At 27.4% G+C, this 22,144-nt stretch carries 17 protein-coding genes and 1 pseudogene; 17 read left to right on the top strand and 1 reads right to left on the bottom strand.

Going from position 1 to position 22,144, the window contains the following annotated elements; all coding sequences use genetic code 4:
• Nucleotides 1-29: 29 nt before the first annotated feature.
• The 5 genes from rpoE (at nt 30) to MYPE_RS05270 (ending at nt 4,523) form a co-directional block, all read left to right on the top strand.
• Entirely contained in the window at nt 30-542 is a 513-nt protein-coding gene (rpoE, locus tag MYPE_RS05290) for a DNA-directed RNA polymerase subunit delta (RefSeq protein ID WP_011077848.1), read from the top strand.
• Nucleotides 543-620: 78 nt separating this feature from the next.
• Complete coding sequence (gene fba / locus MYPE_RS05285) at nt 621-1,511, top strand: class II fructose-1,6-bisphosphate aldolase (RefSeq protein ID WP_011077847.1); 891 nt, start codon at nt 621-623, stop codon at nt 1,509-1,511.
• A gap of 75 nt (nt 1,512-1,586) precedes the next feature.
• The gene (ychF, locus tag MYPE_RS05280; RefSeq protein ID WP_011077846.1) at nt 1,587-2,684 is read left to right on the top strand and encodes a redox-regulated ATPase YchF; all 1,098 of its coding nucleotides are present in this window, start codon (nt 1,587-1,589) and stop codon (nt 2,682-2,684) included.
• Between the two features lie 11 nt (nt 2,685-2,695).
• Nucleotides 2,696-3,358: a thymidine kinase gene (locus MYPE_RS05275; RefSeq protein ID WP_011077845.1), complete on the top strand. Its 663-nt coding sequence runs from the start codon at nt 2,696-2,698 to the stop codon at nt 3,356-3,358.
• A gap of 34 nt (nt 3,359-3,392) precedes the next feature.
• On the top strand, nt 3,393-4,523 hold the full coding sequence (locus MYPE_RS05270; protein WP_129374486.1) for an IMP dehydrogenase: 1,131 nt from the start codon (nt 3,393-3,395) through the stop codon (nt 4,521-4,523).
• 63 nt (nt 4,524-4,586) lie between these two features.
• Here the strand turns inward: MYPE_RS05270 and upp are convergent, their stop codons facing one another.
• A complete protein-coding gene (gene upp, locus MYPE_RS05265) occupies nt 4,587-5,207 on the bottom strand; it encodes a uracil phosphoribosyltransferase (RefSeq protein WP_011077843.1) in 621 nt (206 codons plus the stop codon).
• A gap of 153 nt (nt 5,208-5,360) precedes the next feature.
• Here upp and MYPE_RS05260 point away from each other — a divergent pair, with 153 nt between their 5' ends.
• The 12 genes and pseudogenes from MYPE_RS05260 to rplC all read left to right on the top strand — a co-directional run.
• Nucleotides 5,361-9,818 (top strand): ABC transporter permease, encoded by a 4,458-nt coding sequence (locus MYPE_RS05260; protein WP_011077842.1) that lies wholly within the window; start codon nt 5,361-5,363, stop codon nt 9,816-9,818.
• Nucleotides 9,819-9,834: 16 nt separating this feature from the next.
• A complete protein-coding gene (locus tag MYPE_RS05255) occupies nt 9,835-10,683 on the top strand; it encodes an ABC transporter ATP-binding protein (protein WP_044891325.1) in 849 nt (282 codons plus the stop codon).
• 86 nt (nt 10,684-10,769) lie between these two features.
• Entirely contained in the window at nt 10,770-11,228 is a 459-nt protein-coding gene (locus tag MYPE_RS05250; protein WP_044891324.1) for a 2-C-methyl-D-erythritol 2,4-cyclodiphosphate synthase, read from the top strand.
• Nucleotides 11,229-11,325: 97 nt separating this feature from the next.
• On the top strand, nt 11,326-11,859 hold the full coding sequence (gene hpt / locus MYPE_RS05245) for a hypoxanthine phosphoribosyltransferase (RefSeq protein ID WP_011077839.1): 534 nt from the start codon (nt 11,326-11,328) through the stop codon (nt 11,857-11,859).
• Nucleotides 11,860-11,912: 53 nt separating this feature from the next.
• Nucleotides 11,913-14,381: an ATP-dependent zinc metalloprotease FtsH gene (ftsH, locus tag MYPE_RS05240; protein WP_011077838.1), complete on the top strand. Its 2,469-nt coding sequence runs from the start codon at nt 11,913-11,915 to the stop codon at nt 14,379-14,381.
• 115 nt (nt 14,382-14,496) lie between these two features.
• Entirely contained in the window at nt 14,497-17,880 is a 3,384-nt protein-coding gene (locus MYPE_RS05235) for a preprotein translocase subunit SecD (protein ID WP_011077837.1), read from the top strand.
• 9 nt (nt 17,881-17,889) lie between these two features.
• Nucleotides 17,890-18,408, top strand: coding sequence for an adenine phosphoribosyltransferase (locus MYPE_RS05230; protein ID WP_011077836.1), 519 nt, complete (start codon nt 17,890-17,892; stop codon nt 18,406-18,408).
• A gap of 86 nt (nt 18,409-18,494) precedes the next feature.
• Entirely contained in the window at nt 18,495-19,118 is a 624-nt protein-coding gene (locus MYPE_RS05225; RefSeq protein WP_044891436.1) for a ribonuclease HII, read from the top strand.
• A gap of 23 nt (nt 19,119-19,141) precedes the next feature.
• Nucleotides 19,142-19,909 carry a type III pantothenate kinase gene (locus MYPE_RS05220; RefSeq protein WP_011077834.1) on the top strand — a complete coding sequence of 256 codons (768 nt, stop codon included), beginning with the start codon at nt 19,142-19,144 and terminating at the stop codon, nt 19,907-19,909.
• 21 nt (nt 19,910-19,930) lie between these two features.
• Nucleotides 19,931-20,761, top strand: coding sequence for a Cof-type HAD-IIB family hydrolase (locus MYPE_RS05215; protein WP_011077833.1), 831 nt, complete (start codon nt 19,931-19,933; stop codon nt 20,759-20,761).
• A 270-nt stretch (nt 20,762-21,031) separates the two neighbouring features.
• Nucleotides 21,032-21,340, top strand: coding sequence for a 30S ribosomal protein S10 (rpsJ, locus tag MYPE_RS05210; RefSeq protein WP_044891323.1), 309 nt, complete (start codon nt 21,032-21,034; stop codon nt 21,338-21,340).
• A gap of 19 nt (nt 21,341-21,359) precedes the next feature.
• Nucleotides 21,360-22,034, top strand: a pseudogene (gene rplC, locus MYPE_RS05205) (50S ribosomal protein L3); the annotation flags it as partial.
• Nucleotides 22,035-22,144: the final 110 nt, after the last annotated feature.

Here is a 22,144-nt window from a genome sequence, read left to right as displayed (position 1 = left end):
TTTTAAAGGACTTTAAAAGGATTTATAAAATGGCAAAACATTTAATTGAAACAACTTATGAATATGCGAAAGATAAATTTGGAAAAACTCCTTTTACTTTCAAAGAATTATTCAATAATTTACTAAAAAATGATCCCTCTATTAAAGAAAGTGCAAGTGATCTTTATATTGAGTTATTACAAGATATAAGATTTATTTCTTTAGGAAATCAAAAATGATCTTTAAGAGAATATTTCACTTTGTCTGAAATTAACAAAATTACTTCATCTATGTTTGGGTTAGATGAATATTATGAAAGTGATGTTGAAGAATTCCAACCACCAGCTTCAAAACAAGAAGAAGAAAGTGATATTGCAGACTTCATTGATGAAGATGAAGATCCAGATTCAAAAGTTATCATTTCTTCTGAAGATGATGATTTGGTTGAAGAAGATGATTTAGTTAAATCTTCTGGTACTTCAGGTGAGAAAAGTGTTGATGAAGAAGACTCAGATGATGATGACGATGAAGATGATGAAATAGTAGAGGATGATGAAGAATAAATTGTTTTAGATAAATAATTTATTATAAAACCTTTGAGATCTAGTTATAAATTTTAAAATGAATAGGAATAAATAATAATGATTACTAATACTAAATACCCTTTTGTAAGTATGACAAAAATGTTAGCAGATGCTAAAAAAGGAAAATATGCAGTTGCTCACATTAATACAAATAATTTAGAATGAACAAAAGCAATTTTAACAACTGCTCAAGAAACAAATACTCCAATTATTATTGGTTTATCTGAAGGAGCTGCTAAATACCAATGTGGTTATAAAACTGTAGCTGCTATGACTGCTGCAATGATTGAAAATTTAAAGATAACTGTTCCAGTTGTAATGCATTTAGATCATGGTTCATACAATGCTTGTATTGAAGCTATTGAAGCTGGATTTAGTTCAGTTATGTTTGATGGATCACATGAACCATTTGCAGACAACTACAAAAAAGTTAATGACTTACTTTCAATTATTGGAAATAGAGACATTAGCTTAGAGGCTGAAGTTGGAACAATTGGTGGTGAAGAAGATGGGATTGTTGGTAATGGTGAATTAGCTGATCCTGCTGAATGTGAAAAAATTGCTAAATTACCTATTACTGTATTAGCTGCTGGAATTGGTAATATCCATGGTTTATACCCTGAAAACTGAGCTGGATTAAACTTTGAACAATTACAAAAAGTAAGTTCAGTAATTGGTAACATTGGTGTTACTTTACATGGTGGTACAGGTATTCCTGATGACCAAATCAAAAAGGCAATTGAATTAGGTGTTGTAAAAATTAATGTAAACACAGAATGTCAAGTAGCTTTCCAAGAAGCAACTAGAAAATATGTTGAAGAAGGTAAAGATTTAGACACTGTTAAAAAAGGTTTCGATCCTAGAAAATTATTAAAACCAGGATATGAAGCTATTAAAGCTAAAATTTTAGAAAAAATAACTTTATTTGGTTCTATTAACAAAGCTTAATTTTATTTTAAATATGAATTAAAAAATGAATCCTTTGATTCATTTTTTATACTTATGTAACAAAAAGAGGAAAATATGAGTTTATCTACAGGTATTGTGGGCTTACCAAATGTTGGTAAATCAACACTTTTTAATGCAATTACTAATTCTTCAGTAGAAGCTGCAAACTATCCATTTGCAACAATAGAACCCAATGTTGGTATTGTAAATGTTCCAGATGTAAGGTTAACAAATTTAGCAAATTTAATTAATCCTGAGAAAGTTGTATATAACACTTTTAAATTTGTAGATATTGCAGGATTAGTTAAAGGTGCTAGTAAAGGTGAAGGATTAGGAAATAAATTTCTAAGTAACATTAGAGAAGTTGATGCAATTTGTCATGTTATTAGATGTTTTGAAAATACAGATATTACTCATGTTAATAGTTCTGTAGACCCAATTAGAGATTTAGAAATTATTAATTTAGAGTTAATTTTTTCTGATATTGAAGTTATTAATAACAGATTAGGAAGAATTGGTAAAAAAGCACAATCTAGATGTAAGGATTCTGCTTTTGAAAAAGAGGTTTGTGAAAAAATCTTAGCTGCTTTAACTAATGAAAAATTAGCTAATACTGTAGAACTTAATGACAAAGAAAAATTAGTAATCAAAAGTTATTCTTTATTAACTATTAAACCTATTATTTATGTTGCTAATGTTTCTGAAAATGATTTAAATAACTTAGATGCAAATATTCATTATAAAAACCTAGAAAATAAGGTTGGAAAAGAAAATATTATTCCGCTTGCTATTAAATTAGAACAAGAATTATCTAAGATTGAAAATTATGAAGAAAAAAAAGAATTCTTGAAAATGATGAATCTTACTGAAATTGGTTTAGATAAATTAATTTTAAAAGCTTATCAAATTTTAGATTTAATGACTTACTTTACTTATGGAAAAAAAGAAGTAAGAGCTTGAGAATTTAAAAAAGGAATGACTGCACCTGAATGTGCTGGTATTATTCACTCTGATTTTCAAAGAGGTTTTATTAAAGCTGAAATCATTAAATATGATGATTTAATGGAATACAAAAGTGAAGATGAAGTTAAAAAGCAAGGAAAGATGAAATTAGCAGGTAAAGATTACATTGTAGAAGATGGGGATATTTGTACATTTAAATTTAATGTTTAAAAGGATTTGTTATGAAAAATAATGCTTTTGGAAAAGAAAAAGGTTGAATTGAATTGATATATGGACCAATGTTTGCAGGAAAGTCTGAAGAGCTATTAAGAAAACTTAAAAGATTAGACTATGCAGATGTAATCTACCAAGTGTTCAAACCTAAAATTGATACAAGAACTAAAAACAAAATTATGTCTAGAGATGGAAGAAACATGGATTCATTTGAGTTTGATAATCCATATGAGATATTTGATAAGCTTTTATCTTTAGAAGTTAACCCTCATGTTGTTGCAATTGATGAAGCTCAATTTGCAGATGAATCAATTGTTGATGTTTGTCAGGCATTAGCAGACTCAGGATATATAGTATATGTTTCTGCTCTTGATAAAAATTTTAAAAATGAACCTTTTATGGTTACTGCTAAAATTGCTTGTATTGCTGAGTATGTAGAAAAACTATCAGCAATTTGTACAGATTGTGGAGCACCAGGAACTGCTACTCAAAGAATAATTAACGATAAACCAAGTAACTATGATGAACCAGTTGTTCAAATTGGCAACTATGAAACATATACTGTTAAATGTAGACATCATCATAAAATTCCAGGGAAGCCTTTTCCAGAAGAAATTAAAAAATTTAAAAGTGATTTAAGAAATTTATTAAAAAACAAAGAAAATAAATAATGTATTTGTTTTTATAAATAATAAGGAGATGAAAATGAGTATAAATAGAGATTTATTATTTGGGATTCAAGAAGTTTGCATTTATCCTAAAGCAATTACCAACATCAGAAGTAGAAGTCAATGTAGTCCTTTAATTAATGGGAAACTACCACTATTTACAGCACCAATGACTTCAGTTATTGATAACAAAACTTATAAAATTTATGAAGAAAATAATATTAATGTAATTATTCCTAGAACTGTTCCAATTCATGAAAGAGCAAGATTCTTTGATAAATGCTTTGTTGCTATGGGACTAGATGAAATGGAAGAATATGTAAAACTAAACTATAAAGAAATGGCAAAATTAGAATCTATTAACATTCTTATTGATATTTCTAATGGTCACATGAGAAGACTTGCAAATTCTATTAGAGATTTAAAAAGAATCTTTAGAAATAAAATTTCTATCATGTGTGGAAACATAGCAAATCCATTAACTTTCCAATATCTAAGTGAAGCAGGGGCAGATTATATTAGAGTTGGAATTGGTGCTGGATGTGGGTGTATTACTGCATCAAATACAGGAATATTTTATCCAATGGGAAGTTTAATTTATGAATGTAGAAAAATCCAAGAAAAAATGGAAGAAAGCTATAGATTGAATGGTACTTCTAAACCAGCAAAGATTGTAGCTGATGGTGGGATGAAAAACTATGATTACATCATTAAATCTTTATATTTAGGTGCAGATTATGTAATGTGTGGAAGATTGTTTAGTCAATGTTGAGAATCTCCTGGTGAAATTTGATACAAAGAAAAATCATCTCAAAACATTCATGAAAACTGAAAACTATTAGGCAACCACTCTACAAGTGAAGAACATTTAGAATATCAACCAGATATTTATGATTACAAAAAAATCTTCTATGGAATGGCTACTAAAAAAGCACAAACTGAAATGGAAGCAGCAGCTGATCAAAAAGAAAAGAAACCTTTAAAAACTTCAGAAGGTATTATTAAAGAATTGCCAATTCTTCACAGAATTGAAGGATGAGTAGAAAACTTTAGAAGTTACTTAACTTCAGCAATGAGTTATACAGATTGTTTAACTTTAAAAGATGTTAAAAACTTTAAAGAATTTAGATTAATGACATATGCTGCTCAAGAGTCATACAATAAATAGTAATCATTGAGTATAAAAAAATATCACTTTTAAAAGTGATATTTTTTTGTTCTTATAAACTTTTTATTTAGTTCCAAAGATTCTATCTCCAGCATCTCCTAGACCTGGAACAATATAGTATTTTTCATTAAGTTTTTCATCTAATGCTGCTACATATATATTAATGTCTGGGTGATTCTTTTCAATTTCCTTTAATCCTTCTGGTGCTGCTACTAAGCAAATAAAAGAAATAGTTTTTGGCCTATATGTTTTAATGATTTCTATTGCTTTACTAGCACTGCCTCCAGTTGCTAACATTGGATCTAGTATGATTGCATTTCCATTTGTTAGATTTGCTGGCATTTTGCAATAGTATTCTTTAGGTTGAGCAGTTTCTTCATCACGATAGATTCCAATATGGCCAATACTAGCTGTTGGAATTAATTCTTTTAATCCATCTACCATTCCAAGACCGGCTCTTAAAATAGGGATTAATACAATTTTTTCTTTTAATTTGTATCCTAACATTTTAGTTATTGGAGTTTCAATTTCAATTCTATCTAACTCTAAATCTTTAGTAACTTCATAAGCCATTAATTGAGTTATTTCTTTTAAGTTATCTCTAAATTTAGTTGATTCAGTTTGAATCTTTCTCATTCTTGTTAATTTATCTTTTATTAATGGGTGATCAAAAACAAATGTCATAATTTTCCTTTACTTTGCATTTAAAAAATTTTACACTACATTTAATTTATAATGACAAAAATTCTTTATTTTGAAAAAAATATATAAAATAAATAGGATACTTTAAATAATGTTTTAAAATATTTCTTACCTTATTAAATTAAAAAATTAGATATGAAAACAATTATCAAAGCCATTTTAAAATTTTTTAAATTTAGTAAACTTACTTTTATTGGACTTTTTGTTCTAATATTTTTTTCACTATCAATATTTACAGTACTTAATAGTACTTCTTTAAATTTAACTAATTCTTACTCTACTGTTTCTAATAGCGGTAACTTACATGATTTTGTAATTAATGAAAATTATAGATATGGTAATGGAACTTATGTTTTAGATACAAGTAATAGTAACAACGGAACAACTTCTTCTAGTCCTAATGGGACAGTAAAAATAGAAAGTATTTCAAAAGCAACTAGTAATTCTGGAACTGGGACTAGCACTTACACATATAATATAAGTTTTAAGTTAGAAGAGTCTTTAATTGCTCCTTCTGCTACTTATGAATGAACTTTTGCATACAAAAGTGCTTTTGATAAATATAAAGCTGATTCAACAACTTATGCAGATTTTGGAAATAACTTTGTAAACTACACAGCAACTATTACTTCAACTGATAGTGATGTAGATACAAGTAATTGAACTAATAAAACAAACTTCTTATCTGAAGCTACTTCATTAATTAGTAACAAATCTTCAGCTTTAACTATATATGTACAAAACTTATATAAAAATGAGTATCTTGAAACTCTTCAAACTGAAACAAATGTAACTGTTAGAGATTTTAAATCTGTAAACATAAGCAACACTAAGCAGAATATTTTCTTTAAATTAATAGAAGCTTCACCTGACTATACAATTGATAAGTTAGTAATTTATCAAGGAAATAATTTGTCTGCAGCTACAGATTTTTCTGCAGTTGATCTAGTTTTAAATTCTACTACAACTCAATTAACAAATGATGCAAGTTTATCTAGAGGTCTTTTACCTTTTTTATATAGAGCTAAATGATCAAATGATAGTGTAACTTTTGATGATATTTATAACTACTCTCTTGCTAATGAAAACTATAATCCATATACTAATCAAAATAATGGAACCACAGTATCTGATTCAAAAATAACTTCGCAAAGTACAAATTTAAAAACAATTATTGATACTAGTAATGGAATTATTAATGATAATCACCAAGTTAGATTTTCTTACTCAATTGCTGGTGTTGCACCAGTTTCTGGATACATTGAGGACTTTACAAGTTATGGAGCAATTGTATCTACAAACTATTTAGAAACTTTAGGTAAAAGACCAGTTAATTATCAAGATTGAGTAAGTCACTTATCTGATAAGCAAGCAAGTTTTAATGCTTGGTTGAATTCATTATCTGAGAATACTTTTGAAATAGATAATCAAACATTTGTAATTTTAGGTACAGGGATAACACCTGATTTTATGTATCCAATTGTTTCGTTTTCTAACTTAGTTCCTGACTCAAATACTGAACAAGTAGTTTATACAAACTCTAGTGGATATTCTAAAATGATTAATTCATTTAGAGGGAATGACCAAGAAACTTTTTTAGTTGGTAAGTTTTCAACTAGAAATTCTAATTTGAACAATCAAACACTTGCTCAAATTAATTCAATAACTACAAATTACATGGCATGACCATCCAATATTAATGCAGCTTATATGTATGATGACACATCTAATACTATGAGTCCAACTGCATTAAGAGTTATTTTTATCCCTCAAATTGTTACAACAATTACAAGTGTGTCAGGATTTTTAACGACTTTTATTTTGATTCTTTCAATTATTATTGCTGTTGTAATTATTAAAAGATGTATTGAAACAAACAGAAATAGTTTGGGAATTATGCAAGCTAATGGTTATAAAAAAAGAGAAATTATATTAGGAATGTGTTTACTAATATTGATTCCTGTTTTAGCAGCCTCTGTTCTAGGATACATTTTAGGAATAAGTTTACAAACTGTTGCTATTAATTTATTAGGAAGTTTTTGAACTTTACCAACTGAAATTTCTGGAATATCTTTTGCTTCAATGTTTTTAACATTATTTATAGTTGCATTGTTATTTTTAGCAATTGTTATAGTTTTTTCAAGTATTTGTTTACTTGGTGAAACATCAGAGTTTATGAAAGATGATGCTAAATATAAAATGACTAAGGTTGCATCTGCTCTTAAAAAACCTTTTGTTAAATTCAGCATTATTGATAGATTAAGAGCTGCAATTGCTTTCTCATCATTATGAAGATTAATCCTTTTATCTTTAATGTCAGCATTATTGGTTTCTTCTTTAACTTTCTCTATTAATATCTTGGATTCATTCAAGGATTCTGCTGAAAAAACATATGGAATTAGAAATTATAATTATGCTTTAAATTTACTAACTCCAACTTTACAATCAGGCCAATATTACACTGTTCCTTACCAACAACAAGGTAAAACTTTAAATAAGACAACTTACTTTGACACTTCATTGGCAACAGGAACTTATGATCAATCAGATAATTACATTTCTCAAAGATACTGAGAAACAGGATCAGCCTACAATACTGATGCTTCAAGCAACACATTATTCTCTGATAATCTTAAGAAATTTGGAAACTATCAATTAATTTCACAAGATGATTTAAATGCACAAACTAGTGAATTATATTATTTAAAAAATAAAACTACCACTAAAGCATTTGCTGATATTACTTTAGGTGCAGGTTCAGTTTCTTCAAATCCTTGAACACTAGCTTCACAATTGATGCCTACTAACAATACTAGTTATGCTAATAAAGCATTCAATGGTATGTTTGGAAGTGCAGTTGCAGATAGTACTACTCCAATCTCAATTGAAGGAATAACTGAAACAAACCTATATCAAGCAATTAAAAAATTTACTAAAGCATATGCTGTTTTAAAGGATGAAGCAGATGCTAATGCAACTCCAATTGCTAATGGTTTTGGAGGGGGAAATCCTACTGTTGTTTTAATTGATGAAATTAATAATAATGATTCAGCATTTTATGACTACATTGATTCACAAAGTGATCCAAACTATTCTTATTATTTAGAATTTACTACTGCTTTAATGTCGGGGTCTAATAATGGAATAGTAACTAAAGTAAGTCCAGGATTTTTAAATCTTTTATACTACATATATTCAAAAACTAATTTATCAGAATACACTTACAGCATTAATTACCATAAGTTAGTAGTAGAACAACAAGACTCACCTTTTACATACATTAATTTCAATATTAAAAACATTAATAGTAGAGAAGTTAATAATCCTGATAGTTTAAATATCACTGGTATTTCAAATGATTTTACTAATCCAAATTTATCAATAACAAATGAAAAAAATAGAGTTTTAAATCAAACTTTATGAAATGAATCAAGTTATGTTGATAACCAAGGAAATATTGTATATCCAATAGTGATTAATGAATATGCTAAAAGAAAATATGATTTAAATGTTGGTAATGTTATAACTGTTGATATATTAAATTCAGCTGATAGATATTCTAGAACTTATTTTGGAGCAAGTAATCCTGTTGCATATTTCAAAATAATTGATATTGCTACAACTTACCAAGGTGCAGAATTTTATATTAATCAATATGATGCAAATAAAATTTTAGGATTAACAATTAACAATGTTAAACCTAAAGTACCAACATCATTAGAAGAAATTTCAAATACTGTTAATTGAGCTAATCTTGAGTATGACTATGGAAACAATACTTCAAATAGTAGTTCTACAACTATAACTACACCAACAAGTGTTGCTAATAAAGATGCATTTATTGGATCTGAGAGTGGATTTAATGGAATCTTTTCAACTTCTGAAACTGACTTAAAAGAAGTAACAGGTGGAGTATCTTTATATTCATTAAGTGGTATTTATCCTGGGACTGATTTAATTTCACCAGATGATACAACTTTAAACAAGTTGTTTGCAGATTCTAACAATATGAAAAAAGCTATTAATCAGTTAGGTTTTCTAGACTTGTTAGATAGCAGTGGCAACCCAACTGTAAATGCAAAAGATTTAATTCAAAGAATTGCTGATATCTTTGGATCAAGTTCATCATTCTTTATAGTTTCAAGTGCTTCAAGTATTTCTTCAACTCTTAATGTTTTAAACACTTCAAGTTCTACTTTAACTAAACTTCAAGTTTCATTCTTGTCAATTTTATTAATAATTACTGTTTTAATTATTGTTATAGTTTCTTCATTGATTATTAATGACTCATTCAAATTAGCAGCTATTTTAAAATGTTTAGGATTGGATGATAAGAAAAATGCTGCTTCATTCTTATCAGTATATCTTCCTGTGTTCTTTTTTGGATTATTAATATCTGTTCCAATTACATTTGCAATGACTTCAGTTTATATTACATTTATCTTTAATTTTGCTGGAATTCTAATTGTTTCTAATAACAGTTTCTGACACTTCTTAGCAGCATCATTAGGAATTATTGTCATCTTCTTCTTATCATATTGAACAACATGACAAAAAATTAGAAAAATGGATCTAGCTCAAAGTATTAAATAGATAAGTGGTGAATAATATGTTAGAAAAAAACAATCAAGTAAAACAAAAAATATCTGTTAGTGAAAAAAAGAAAAATAAGTTATTAAAAAAACAAAATAGCAAAATTCATAAAGAAATAAAAAGATTAAACAAACCTCATGATGGTCCAATTGAAAAAAAGAACACTGAAGGTTATATTTTTGAGTTAACAGATGTTACTAAAAAATTTAGTAATGGTTATTTAGTAAATGATGTTTTAAAAGGAATTAATCTAAAAATTAAACAAGGTAAATTTGTTGTAATTTTAGGTAAATCAGGAAGTGGAAAAACCACATTAATGAATATATTGTCAGCACTTACAAGAGCTACAACTGGTTCAGTAGTTGTAAATAATCATGAACTAATTAATATGAAAAATAATGATTTAACTAACTTTAGAAGAAAGTATGTTGGATACATTTTTCAAGAATATGGATTATTAGCAACTTTAAATGTTTATGACAATATACTAACTGGGTTTAACTTAAATAAAGAAAACAGAGATAAAAAAGAGATTGATGAAATTATTAAATTAGTTGAATTAGAACAACATAAAAATAAATTTCCATCTGAACTTTCAGGGGGACAACAACAAAGAGTTTCTATTGCAAGAGCAGTTGCAAAAAAGCCTTTAATTATATTTGGTGATGAACCAACTGGAGCAGTTGATTCATCTATGAGTAAAAAGATTTTACAAATTCTTAAAAGTGTTAATAAAAAATATAAGACAACTATTGTTCTAATTACCCATGATAAAGAGATTGCTAAAATTGCAGATCAAGTAATTGTAATTAAAAATGGTTTAATTGAAGAGATTATAGAAAATCCCAATCCTTTAGAACCATAGAAAGAACTCATTGAATTAATTAGTTTTAATTCAATGAGTTTTTATATTTGTTAAGATTAAACTATCATATTTGAATATTGATAAAAATGAAGTACAAAATTGGCAATGGAATAGATATCCATAAAATTAAAAAAGAAAAATGTAAACAAAGACTAGCAGGATTAGATTTTGAATTAGATTACAAAATTATAGCTCATTCAGATGGTGATATTATTTTACACTCTATTTCTTCTGCAATTTTAGGGGCTTTGTCTTTACAGGATTTAGGTACTTATTTTTCAGATACTGATTCTAAAAATAAAAATTTAGATTCATTAGAGATTTTAAGCATGTGCTTAAATGAATTAAAAAAACAAGACTATAGTATTTCAAATGTAGATATCACTATTATCTGTGAATATATTATTTTTAAAGACATAAAAGATCAAATTAAATCAAATTTAGAAAAGCTATTAAACAACACTGAAATAAGTTTAAAAGCAACAAGATATGAAGAAGATAAAAATATGATTCAAGTTAATACAGTTTTATTAATTAATAAATAATGTTAATTAAGGAGCATAAAAAATTTTTTATATTAAAATATTAAACATATCTTAGTAAAGCTATATAAATGCATTTAAAAATTTTATAGAGGAAACCATGGATCACAGAGTTGAAAAAATTTTATTAACTACAGAAGAAATTCAAAAAGGTATTATAGAAGCTGCAAAATGAGTTGACAAAACTTATCAAAATAAAGAATTAGTATTAGTTGGTTTATTAAAAGGTTGTTTACCTTTTTTTGGTCAAATGATTAGTCATATTACAATAGATTGTTTAGTAGATTTTATGACTGTCAGTAGTTTTCAAGGAAAAACATATGGTGTTACAGAACCCCAAATTTCACATAACATTAGTGAAAATATTACTAACAAACATGTTTTATTAGTAGATGAAATTATAGATAGTGCTTTAACTTTAAAATATGTTAAAGAATATTTAATGAATAATTTTAACCCTGCATCTGTTGAAATTATTACATTACTAGACAAACCTGCTGGTAGAAAAGTAGATTTAAAACCTGCATATAGATGTTTTGAAATTGAAAACAAGTTTGTTGTTGGTTATGGATGTGATTATGAGGGAAAATTGAGAAATCTTCCTTATGTTGGTGTATTTAAACAAGATAAATAACCAAAATCTAGTTAAAATAAATACTAGTGCTTATTTAAGGAGAAGATAAAAAAATGGAATTTAACAAATTAGAGTTATTAATAATCAGAGCATTAAAACTAAACACAAACAGTAATAAAAAAAACAGTTTCTATAATAAATTTTTGAATTTAAGAAACAAAGTTTTAAATATTCAGAAAAATTCATTAGACCAACCATCTGATGCACCTTCTAATAATAAAAAAAGAAATTTAGATCAACCTGATAACCCTAATCAAAAAGAACCAGGTAAAGCTAGAAAAATTATCTGATCTTTTATAATTATTATTCTAGTATTAGGAGTTTTAGCTCTTATTATTTTAAGTGGTTTCTCTTTCTCTGCTACTAGCTTAAATGCTGCTAGTTTTACTGAAAATGGCACTTCTTCTTTTAAAATTACAACTAATACTAATCAAACTAGAACAATAGGTGGAGCACCATCTACTATCTATCAACGTGATAGTACTTTATATGTAATTTATATTGAAAACTCTTTTAGTGGATACTACTATTCAGCAATTATTACTGATATTAGTGTTAGCAATAACACTGCTTCAGTTGGAAATGGTTCAAATACAACTGGTGGATCTACAAGCAATCTTCAAAAAGGTTTACAAATTGCAAACCTATTAGTTGATGGCAGTGGTAATGTTTATAAAAATAAAGATAACAACGGAAGTACAACTAGTGGCACAACAACTTTTTCTCTAAATAGCAATTTAACATCTGCTATGAAATTACAAGGTTGAAGTTCTAATCAATCTATGTCTCTTCCTACAAGTTACAGTTTCTATACTGCAGCTTCATTAGTTCTATCTATCTTACCATTCATTCTTCTAATAGGAATTATTTACTATTCAATGAGAAAAATGGGTCAAGCTGGTGGTGGACAAGACAATGTATTCTCAATTGGTAAATCTCAAGCTAAACTTGCAAAATCTACTGTTTTATTCTCTGATGTTGCAGGTATAGAAGAAGAAAAAGAAGAATTAATTGAAATTGTTGACTACTTAAAAAGACCAGACAGATATGCAGCAATGGGTGCAAGAGTTCCTAAAGGGGTTATTTTATATGGACCACCAGGAACAGGTAAAACTTTACTTGCAAAAGCAGTTGCTGGAGAAGCAAAAGTTCCATTCTTCCAAGTTTCAGGTTCAGCATTTGAAGACATGTTAGTAGGGGTAGGTGCTAAGAGAGTAAGAGATTTATTTAATAAAGCTGTTAAATCTGCTCCTGCAATTATCTTTATTGATGAAATTGATTCAGTTGGTTCAAAAAGAGGAAAATTTGAAACAACTGCAGGTTCATTAGCTGACCAAACATTAAACCAATTATTAGCTGAAATGGATGGATTCAACACTAAAACTGGTGTTATAGTAATGGCTGCAACCAACAGGCTTGATGTATTAGATGATGCATTGTTACGTCCAGGTAGATTTGATAGACACATTCAAGTAAACTTACCAGATATTAAAGAAAGAGTTGCAATCTTAAAAATCCACTCTAGAAATAAAAATATTTCTGAAACTGTAGATCTTGAAGATATTGCTAGAAGAACACCTGGTTTTTCTGGTGCACAACTAGAAAATGTTTTAAATGAAGCTACACTATTAGCAGTTAGAAGAAATAAAAAATCTATTTATACTGAAGAATTAGATGAAGCAATTGATAGAGTAATTGCTGGTCCTGCTAAGAAAACTAGGGTAATTTCACTTGAAGAAAAAAGACAAATTGCATTCCACGAAGCTGGTCATGCTATTGTTGGTATGTATACTAAAGGTTCTGAAGTGGTTGAAAAAATTACTATTATTCCAAGAGGGCAAGCAGCAGGTTACACTCTTTCTGTTCCAGAAATCCAAGAATTATCTATTCAAAAGAAATCTGATCTATTAGGAATGGTTGCAGGGTTACTTGGTGGTAGAGCTTCTGAAGAAATTAATTTTGGTAAAGAATTTATTTCAACAGGTGCAGCAAATGACTTATACAAAGCAACTAACATTGTTAGAGCAATGGTAACTCAATTTGGGATGTCTCCAAATGTTGGTTTAGCACAATACTACCCTTCTGAAGGAACAGTAAACCCATATCAATCTAAAAACTTCTCAGAAAGCACTTCTCAACTAATTGATAAGGAAATTGAAAGAATCTTTAAAGAAAGATATGAATATGCTTACAAGATTATTAAAGAACATAACAAAGAAGTTGAATTAATTGTTGAATCTTTATTATTACTTGAAACTATTGTTAAACCTCAAATTGACTTTATCCACAAATACAAACAATTGCCTAAAGAAGCTTTAGAAAAGAAAAAAGAATTAGAAGAAAAGAAAAAAGCTGAAGATTTAATTAGAAAAGCTAAAAAAGAATCAGAAGCTTCTAGTAAAGAAGAAAAAGAAATGGATGTAGAAAAAAAGGTTCAAAAACCTTCTGCTTCATCAACTGAACCTACATCTAAACCAAAAAAAGCACCTTCTAAAGAATCTTCTTCAGACAAGAAAAAATAAATTAGTTTTAAATGATTGAATAAATAAGTTAGAAATAACTTATTTATTTTTATATAATCTTTTTATATCTCTTTAATTACTATATAATTTTATTTATATTTAAAAATATCGAATTATGGCATTTGAAAAAATTAAAAATGGTTTTAATAATTTTTTTGGAAGTGTTAAATTAGGTTTTTATAATTTTTTTAAAAGCTTTAATTTTGCTTCAAGGTCTAAGGGATCTAAGGTTTTCAAAAGCCTTTTTTTCTTTTTTTTATGTGCAGGTTCAATAGTAGGTGTAGTATTTGGATTAATTAACCTAGGAGAAAATAACAGAAGCCAAGGTTTATTCGGGAACACCTATAATAGTTCATATAGATTAGATGTATCTAGTGCTACTAGTGAGTCACAAGCAAAAGATTTAGCTAGCAAGGCAGCAGAAAAATTTTCTAACTACCTTTCTTATAACAATGTAAAAACAAATAATATTAACTATGAAGTAAAATCAGGAAGCAATAATGGATATGAAGCATACTTGTATGTTTCATATTCTAATGTAAGCTTGTATTATGATGACAATTTCAAAAACTCTTCAACTGGAGGGTATTATGAAATAGATCCAAATATTTATGGAATTAATAATGCTAGAAGCAATACAGTTTCAGCATATTACTTTAATCCTCAAGGTACTACACCACAAGATGTTTTTACTTTTAACAATACAAGATCAGGTTCAGGAACTAATTCAAGACGTTCACAAGTTTTTACAACTTCTGATTTTGATTATTCTTCAGCAACTATTGATACTAGAAAAAGTGGAGAGAATTCAGACAACTTAAATAACTATGGTATTAATTTAAAATTAACTGGAAGTTCATATGAATATTTAAATGATGCAGGGTTAGATGCTAGCAATAGTTTAAGTTTTGCTTCTCAATCTTCAAGTTCAAGTGATGATGCAGGTAGCACTGCAACTGCTAATAGTGACTTACAATGAATTGTTGTAAAAGACATTGATCAATTAGTTAACTTATTAAACTATGCTAAATGAGTAGTTTTAAATTACAACAACTATAGAGGTAACACTAGTGTATCTGGCGGTACTCAAACTAAGTGAATGGTTTACTATGATTATTTGAATTCAACAAATTCAAGTTTAGTAACATGAGCTGAAAAAGCAGTTAACTGAACTACTAATAAAACTACTGTTTCAGCTATCACTCCTGAGTATTTAATTGCAGCTTATGAGTATGCTTTAGATCATTTAAATAGCAGTGTCAAAAGTACAATTAGCAACTCTTCTAACTTCCCAGAAATTCAATATGATGGAGATTCTTCACTTATTGAAGTAATGAAGAATTATGTAATTGGTGTAGTTTCAAAAGTAAATTACAAACAATGATTCCCAAGTGTTACTTCAACAACTACTGGGTTGTCTGGAGTTTCAGTTACTAATTTTTCTATCCAACCAAGTGCATACCAATCTTCTTCTTATACTAGTACAGCATCAAGTGATAGTTCTACTAGCACTAGTTCTTTAACAGTTAATACTCAAGCAACAGGTGATGTATCAACTGCAGCTGATACTACTACAACTACTACAACAACTGGTACAACAACAAGAGAATCATTAAGATCAAGCTATATTTCAAGTTTTAAAAATTTAGCTTTCCCAACAACTTTTTATTCTGCAACTCCAACAAGTAGAAATTCTAGTGGTTGAATAACAAGTAGTAATTTACCTACAATGAATTTAAGTTATGAAGTTAGTAATGGAACTACTTCATCAAATAATAATCAAATTACTGATTCAAATAATTCATTAGTAAATAGTAATAGAAACACAACAAATTACTTTGGTTTAAACTCTTGGGTTTCAAGTCCTTTAATTGAACAAAGTATTATTGATAAAATATCTACTTATAACTCTGTGTTTTTAGCATCTGGAGTAATCTTATTATTAGTAGCTATTATAGTTTCAGTATGGTATAGAATACCAGGGGTCATGGCTGCCTTTGCAATTATTATTTCATTTGGTTTTTCAATATCATTATTGGCTGTATTCCAAATAGATATTTCCATTTCTTCAATATTAGGTTTATTTATTGGTGTTATATCTTCTGTAATGGCTGCATCTATTACAATGGAGCGGATGAGAAGACTGGTGTTACAAAAGAATTCAGTTTTTGACTCAATTCATATAGCAATTAAAAAATCAATGCTTACAATCATTGATTTAAATATCACTTTAATAATCTTAGGATTATCAATGTTCTTTATTGCTAAAGGTGAATTAACTGATATGGGAATTACAATGCTATTAAGCAGTGTCTTCTCTTTAGTTGTTTCATTTATATTCTTCTTACTACCTTTATATACATACAGTGGATTTAAATTTAGTTGAAGCTTTAAAAGAAATATTTGACACATAAACACTAACTTTAAACATAAAATTCATTTCAGTAGTAAAGGATGATGAATTGTTTGAGGTGTATTAATTGGTGTTGTTGTTCTTTCTGGAATTATCTTTGCAGTTGTAGGACCAAACAATTCAGTTTACAAAAATGGATCTTTTGTTTCAATGACAGTTTTAGGCCACACAAACAGCAGTGTTGTTGATACTAATGCATTATTTAATGCTATTAAAAATGCTTTGGGATCTAGTTGAAATTTAACTTTTAAAAATACTTCAGATTATTTATCTGCAGTTACAGGTTCTAATTTACAAGCACAAGGATACTACTATGTAGTTATTCAAGGATATAGTCAAAATTCTTATAGTCTTGAAACTGTACAAAACTTAGTAAGAAATGCTTTAAATGGATTCTATTCATCTACAACTAACTCAAGTAGTTTAATAAATGGTATAGTAAATAATGTTACTCTATCTTCAGTTAGTCCAGCTGTTTTAAATACTCTTGTATTAAGAGCAGTATATGCATTGTTAGCAGGATATGGATTCTTAGCAATCTATTATGCAATTAGATTAAACATTCTAACAGTATTGCCTGTTTTATTAACAAGTATGTTATCAACTTCTGTGGTAGTGGGAGTAAGTTACTTAGTTCAATTCGAAATTAACAACTTATTTGTCTATGTTATAGCAATGTCTGGTATTATGTCAGCTTTATTTAGTTGTTTATATGTATCAGTTACTAAAACGAGATTTGTTAAAAGAAGAATCTTTGATGGAGAAAAAATTCAAAACTTCATTTTAAATAACTTATGTAGTTTATATAATGTAGTTTATGTGACATTAATTGCTAATGTAGTTATTTTTGCATTACTTGCTGGATTAATTTCACCAACGATAATATTGTTATTTATTAATATATTGATAGCAAATGCTGTTGCTATTCCATTAGGATTTTTCTTAATTGCTCACCTATACTATTATGTAATTTTAATTAGACAAAAATATGTTAGAACTATTGTGGACAATTTTGATAACAGAATTAGAAATGAATTCAAAGAAACTGATGAGCAGTTAATTATAGGAATTAATAAGTTTTACTAGGAGAAATTTATGGGTTATGAAGAAATAAAAAACACAATTGCAACAATAGAAGACTTTCCTAAAAAAGGGATAAGTTTTAAAGATATCACGCCTTTATTACTTGATCATAAGAAAATGAATTTTATTATTGATGAGTTAGCAAAGTTTGCAAAAACAATTGATTTTGACATTATTGTTGCTCCTGAATCTAGAGGTTTCTTATTTGGCTTACCATTAGCTTTAAATTTAAAAAAACCTTTTGTCCCAATTAGAAAAAAAGGAAAATTACCAAGAGAAGTAATCTCTCAAGAATATGAATTGGAATATGGTAAAGCAACTATTGAAGTTACTAAAAATGATATTCCTGCAAATTCAAAAGTATTAATTATTGATGATTTAATTGCAACTGGTGGAACTACAGTAGCTATTCAAGATTTAGTTACAAAACTTGGAAGCACTGTTGTTGGACAAGCATACTTAATTGAACTTGTTGGCTTATGTGATTATGAAAAATTACAAGGTAAGTTCTTCTCAATGATTAAATATTAAACTTTATTTAAATAAATAAGTTTGAAGAGTGAAAGTGATTTCACTCTTTTTTATTGTTCTTAAATATTGTTGTTAGAATTAACATTATGAAAAATAAACTATTTGATTTTGATAATTCACTAAGAGAAAAATATAAAAATATTATTGGATTAGATGAAGTTGGAAGAGGTTGTATAGCAGGACCACTAGTAGTGGTTGGAGTAATCTTAAATCCTAATTTCTTTGATGACAGAATCAAAGATAGTAAACTAATTAAATCCATTGAGTTAAGAAAAGAATTAAAAAACTTAATTTTAAAAAATAGTATTAGTTATCAAATTGAAGTAGTTAACTCAAATATAGTTGATCAACTTGGTCCTAAACAAGCTTCAGTTAAAGGTATGACTAAAATTGCTAATGGTTTAATTAATGATTATGACTTGTGCTTAACTGATTTTGAGAAAATCAAAGATTTAGAAAAACCACAAATGAATTTAGTAAAAGGTGACAATACTTCTTTTACAATTGCTTGTGCTTCTATTATTGCTAAATCAACAAGAGATGATTATATGGAAGAGTTAGATAATAAATACCCCAATTATTTATTTAAAAATCATCAAGGCTATTTAACTAAAAAACATTTACAATTAATACATCAATATGGTCCAATTAAAGAAGTTCATAGATTTTCTTATAAACCTATAAAATTGATATTGAATAAAAGTAAATAATTGTTTTGTGAAAATAAATCATTATGAAAAATAATCAAGAGTATATCTTAGTAGTAGATATTGGTAATAGCTATACAAAAATAGGGATCTTTGAAAAAGAAAAAGAAAATACAACTTCTATTATTTTATTTCCTACTGATAGTGAAACTAACATAGCTACACTAAGTAAAAAAATGAATGTTTTTAAAAAATACAATATCAAACATTCAATTGTTGGATCTGTTGTACCAAAATTAAAACCAACCTATTTTAAAACTATTAAAAAAATGTTTAATATTGAACCATACTATATTAGTGAAACTACTAAATATAGTTTTTTAATAGATGAATCACCAAATAAAGAATTAGGTGATGATTTAAAAGCATTATGTGAATATTGTGTAAGTGTTAATAAAAATTGTATTGGGATATCATTTGGAACTGCAATTGCTTCAGTGTATTTAAAAAATAATAGTTTAGTTGGTGCAAGCATTGCTGCTGGTCTTGGGTTTGGATTAAACAAATTAATTGAAAAGGCCTCACTTCTTAAAAAAAGTAAAATAGATAAGTTCTCTTCTGATTTCTTTGGGACTAACACAATTTCAGCTTTAGAATCTGGAATTAATAATTTAAGAAGTGGTTTTGCTTATAACTTTTATAATCAAGCTAAAAAAGATAATTTAAATAGTGATTTAAAATGTATTATCACAGGTGGAGAATCTTATAATATTAATATCAGTTCATTTGAATATGAAATTAATAAAGAAGCAATCTTATTAGGATTTAAAAAAATATATTTTTTAAATAATTAAAAACAAAAGAGGTAATTTGATATGTATACTAAATGTATTTATTTTGATATTGATGGAACTCTAGTTCCAGATGGTGTTACTTTAACAAATAAAACTATAATGGCAATCAGATATTTAAAAGATAAAAATATCAAAATAGGTTTAGCAACTGGTAGAAATATTTTCTTTGCTGAGTATTTTGCAAAGGTATTAGATGTAGATATGCCTTTAGTTTGTGTTAATGGTGCTTGAATTGTTACACCAAAAGATTATTTAAACATTAGTACTAAATATATTGACTTCAAACCACAACTTCAATTGTTAGATGTCTTATATAAAGAAAAGAAAGATTTTTTAGTTTATACAATTGATGGAGTTTACTCTACTAGTGAAAATCAACCTTTTTATAAAAGATTATTGTCTGTTCAAGAAAAACTAAAAGAAAAGAAGATTAAATCTAGATTAGTTTATGAAATGAAAGTCAATCCTAATTTAGTTTTCTATTCAAAACAAAAGTTATTAAAAGTTTTAATTTGTTATGATAATGTATCTGAAAAAATAAAATATGAAAATATTTTAAGTAATATTCCCAACTTAGCTTTTTCTGTTTCTCAAAATGGAATCATTGATATCTATAATGGAGAAGTAGATAAAGCTAATGGTATTGAATATGCTATTAACAACTTCAGAATTAATAAAAGAGAAGTAATGGTATTTGGTGATAATGATAATGACCTCAATATGATGAAAACATTTAAGATGTCAGTTGCTTTAAAAAATGCAGATTACCAAATTAGAAAAGCAGCAACTTATACAACAGATTTTACATGTGAAGAAGAGGGTGTTGCTGATTTTATTTTTAAACATTTTTAAAAGTTTAAATCTTGTATTTAAACTTTTTTATTTTTACTTTGTTTTCTAAATCTTTATTTTTGTTAAGGTTTATTTTTTTAATTTTGCTTGATTCTTTGATAAGAAAAAATAACTGCTTAATTAAGCAATAAAGTGATATAATGTTTTAGTATGCATTAATTATTGAGATTGCTGATACACCAATATTAGTTGTCGGGATTATCAGGGAACTCACTATTAATGGAAAGTTGGTGAAAGTCCAACAGTATTTTGAAAGGGCAACTATATAAAATGAAAAATGAGATGAAAATAAAATTATTTTCTTATGATCATAGGTTGTTAGATCAATCAGTAAGAAAAATAATTAAAAGTTCACAAGATAGTGGAGCTAAGGTTAAAGGACCTATCCCGCTACCTACTAAAAAAGAAATATTCACAATTTGTCGTTCTCCACACGTTAATAAAACATCAAGAGAACAATTTGAAAGAAGAACACATCAACGTTTAATTATCTTGTTAAATACTACAGAAAAGACTAAAGAATATTTGAAGAATATCATCATTCCTTCAGGTGTTGATATCCAAATTACACTTAGATAATTATTTGGAGGAAAAAATTATGAAAATGATTCTTGGTAGAAAAATAGGTATGATCCAAAGCTTCTTAGAAGATGGAAGAAGAATACCTGTAACAATTATTCAAGCTGAACCAAATGTAGTATTAGAAAACAAAACACAAGAAAAAAACGGATATGTTGCAACTAAAGTTGGGTTTCAACAAATTGAAGAAAAGAAATTAAACAAACCTCAAAAAGGTTACTTTAAGAAAATTAAAACAGATGCATTCAAACATACAAAAGAATTCAGAAATGTATCTGGTTACAATGTTGGAGACAAAATCTTAGTTGATATCTTCAACTCTGGTGATAAAGTAGATGCACAAGCAATTACTAAAGGTAAAGGATTCACTGGAGCAATTAAAAGATGAAACTTTAAAGTTGGTCCATTAGGACATGGTGCTGGTTATCCTCATAGATATCAAGGTTCTATCTCTTTTGGTAGAGGGGGTAGTCAAGGTCAAAGAGTACCTAAGGGTCAAAAGATGTCTGGACATTATGGACATGAACTTGTAACAATCAGCAACTTAACTGTTGTTAGCATTGAATTAGAAAAAAACTTAATTTTAGTTAAAGGTTCAGTTCCTGGGCCAGTAAACAGTTTAGTTTTATTAAAAACAACTGTTAAATCTAAAAAACAAGTTGATCCAATTAAATTGTCTGATCCTGAAGCAATTGCTAGAGCTATCAAAGAAAAAGAAGAACAAGCAAGACTTGCTTTAGAAGCTAAAAAAGCAGAAGCTCACCAAAAAGCAGAAGCTGAAAAAGAAGCTAAAAAACAAGAAAT

Origin of the sequence: Malacoplasma penetrans HF-2, from assembly GCF_000011225.1 — a bacterium.
GTDB lineage: Bacteria > Bacillota_I > Bacilli_A > Mycoplasmatales > Mycoplasmoidaceae > Malacoplasma > Malacoplasma penetrans.
This window is presented reverse-complemented; position numbering and strand designations above follow the sequence as displayed.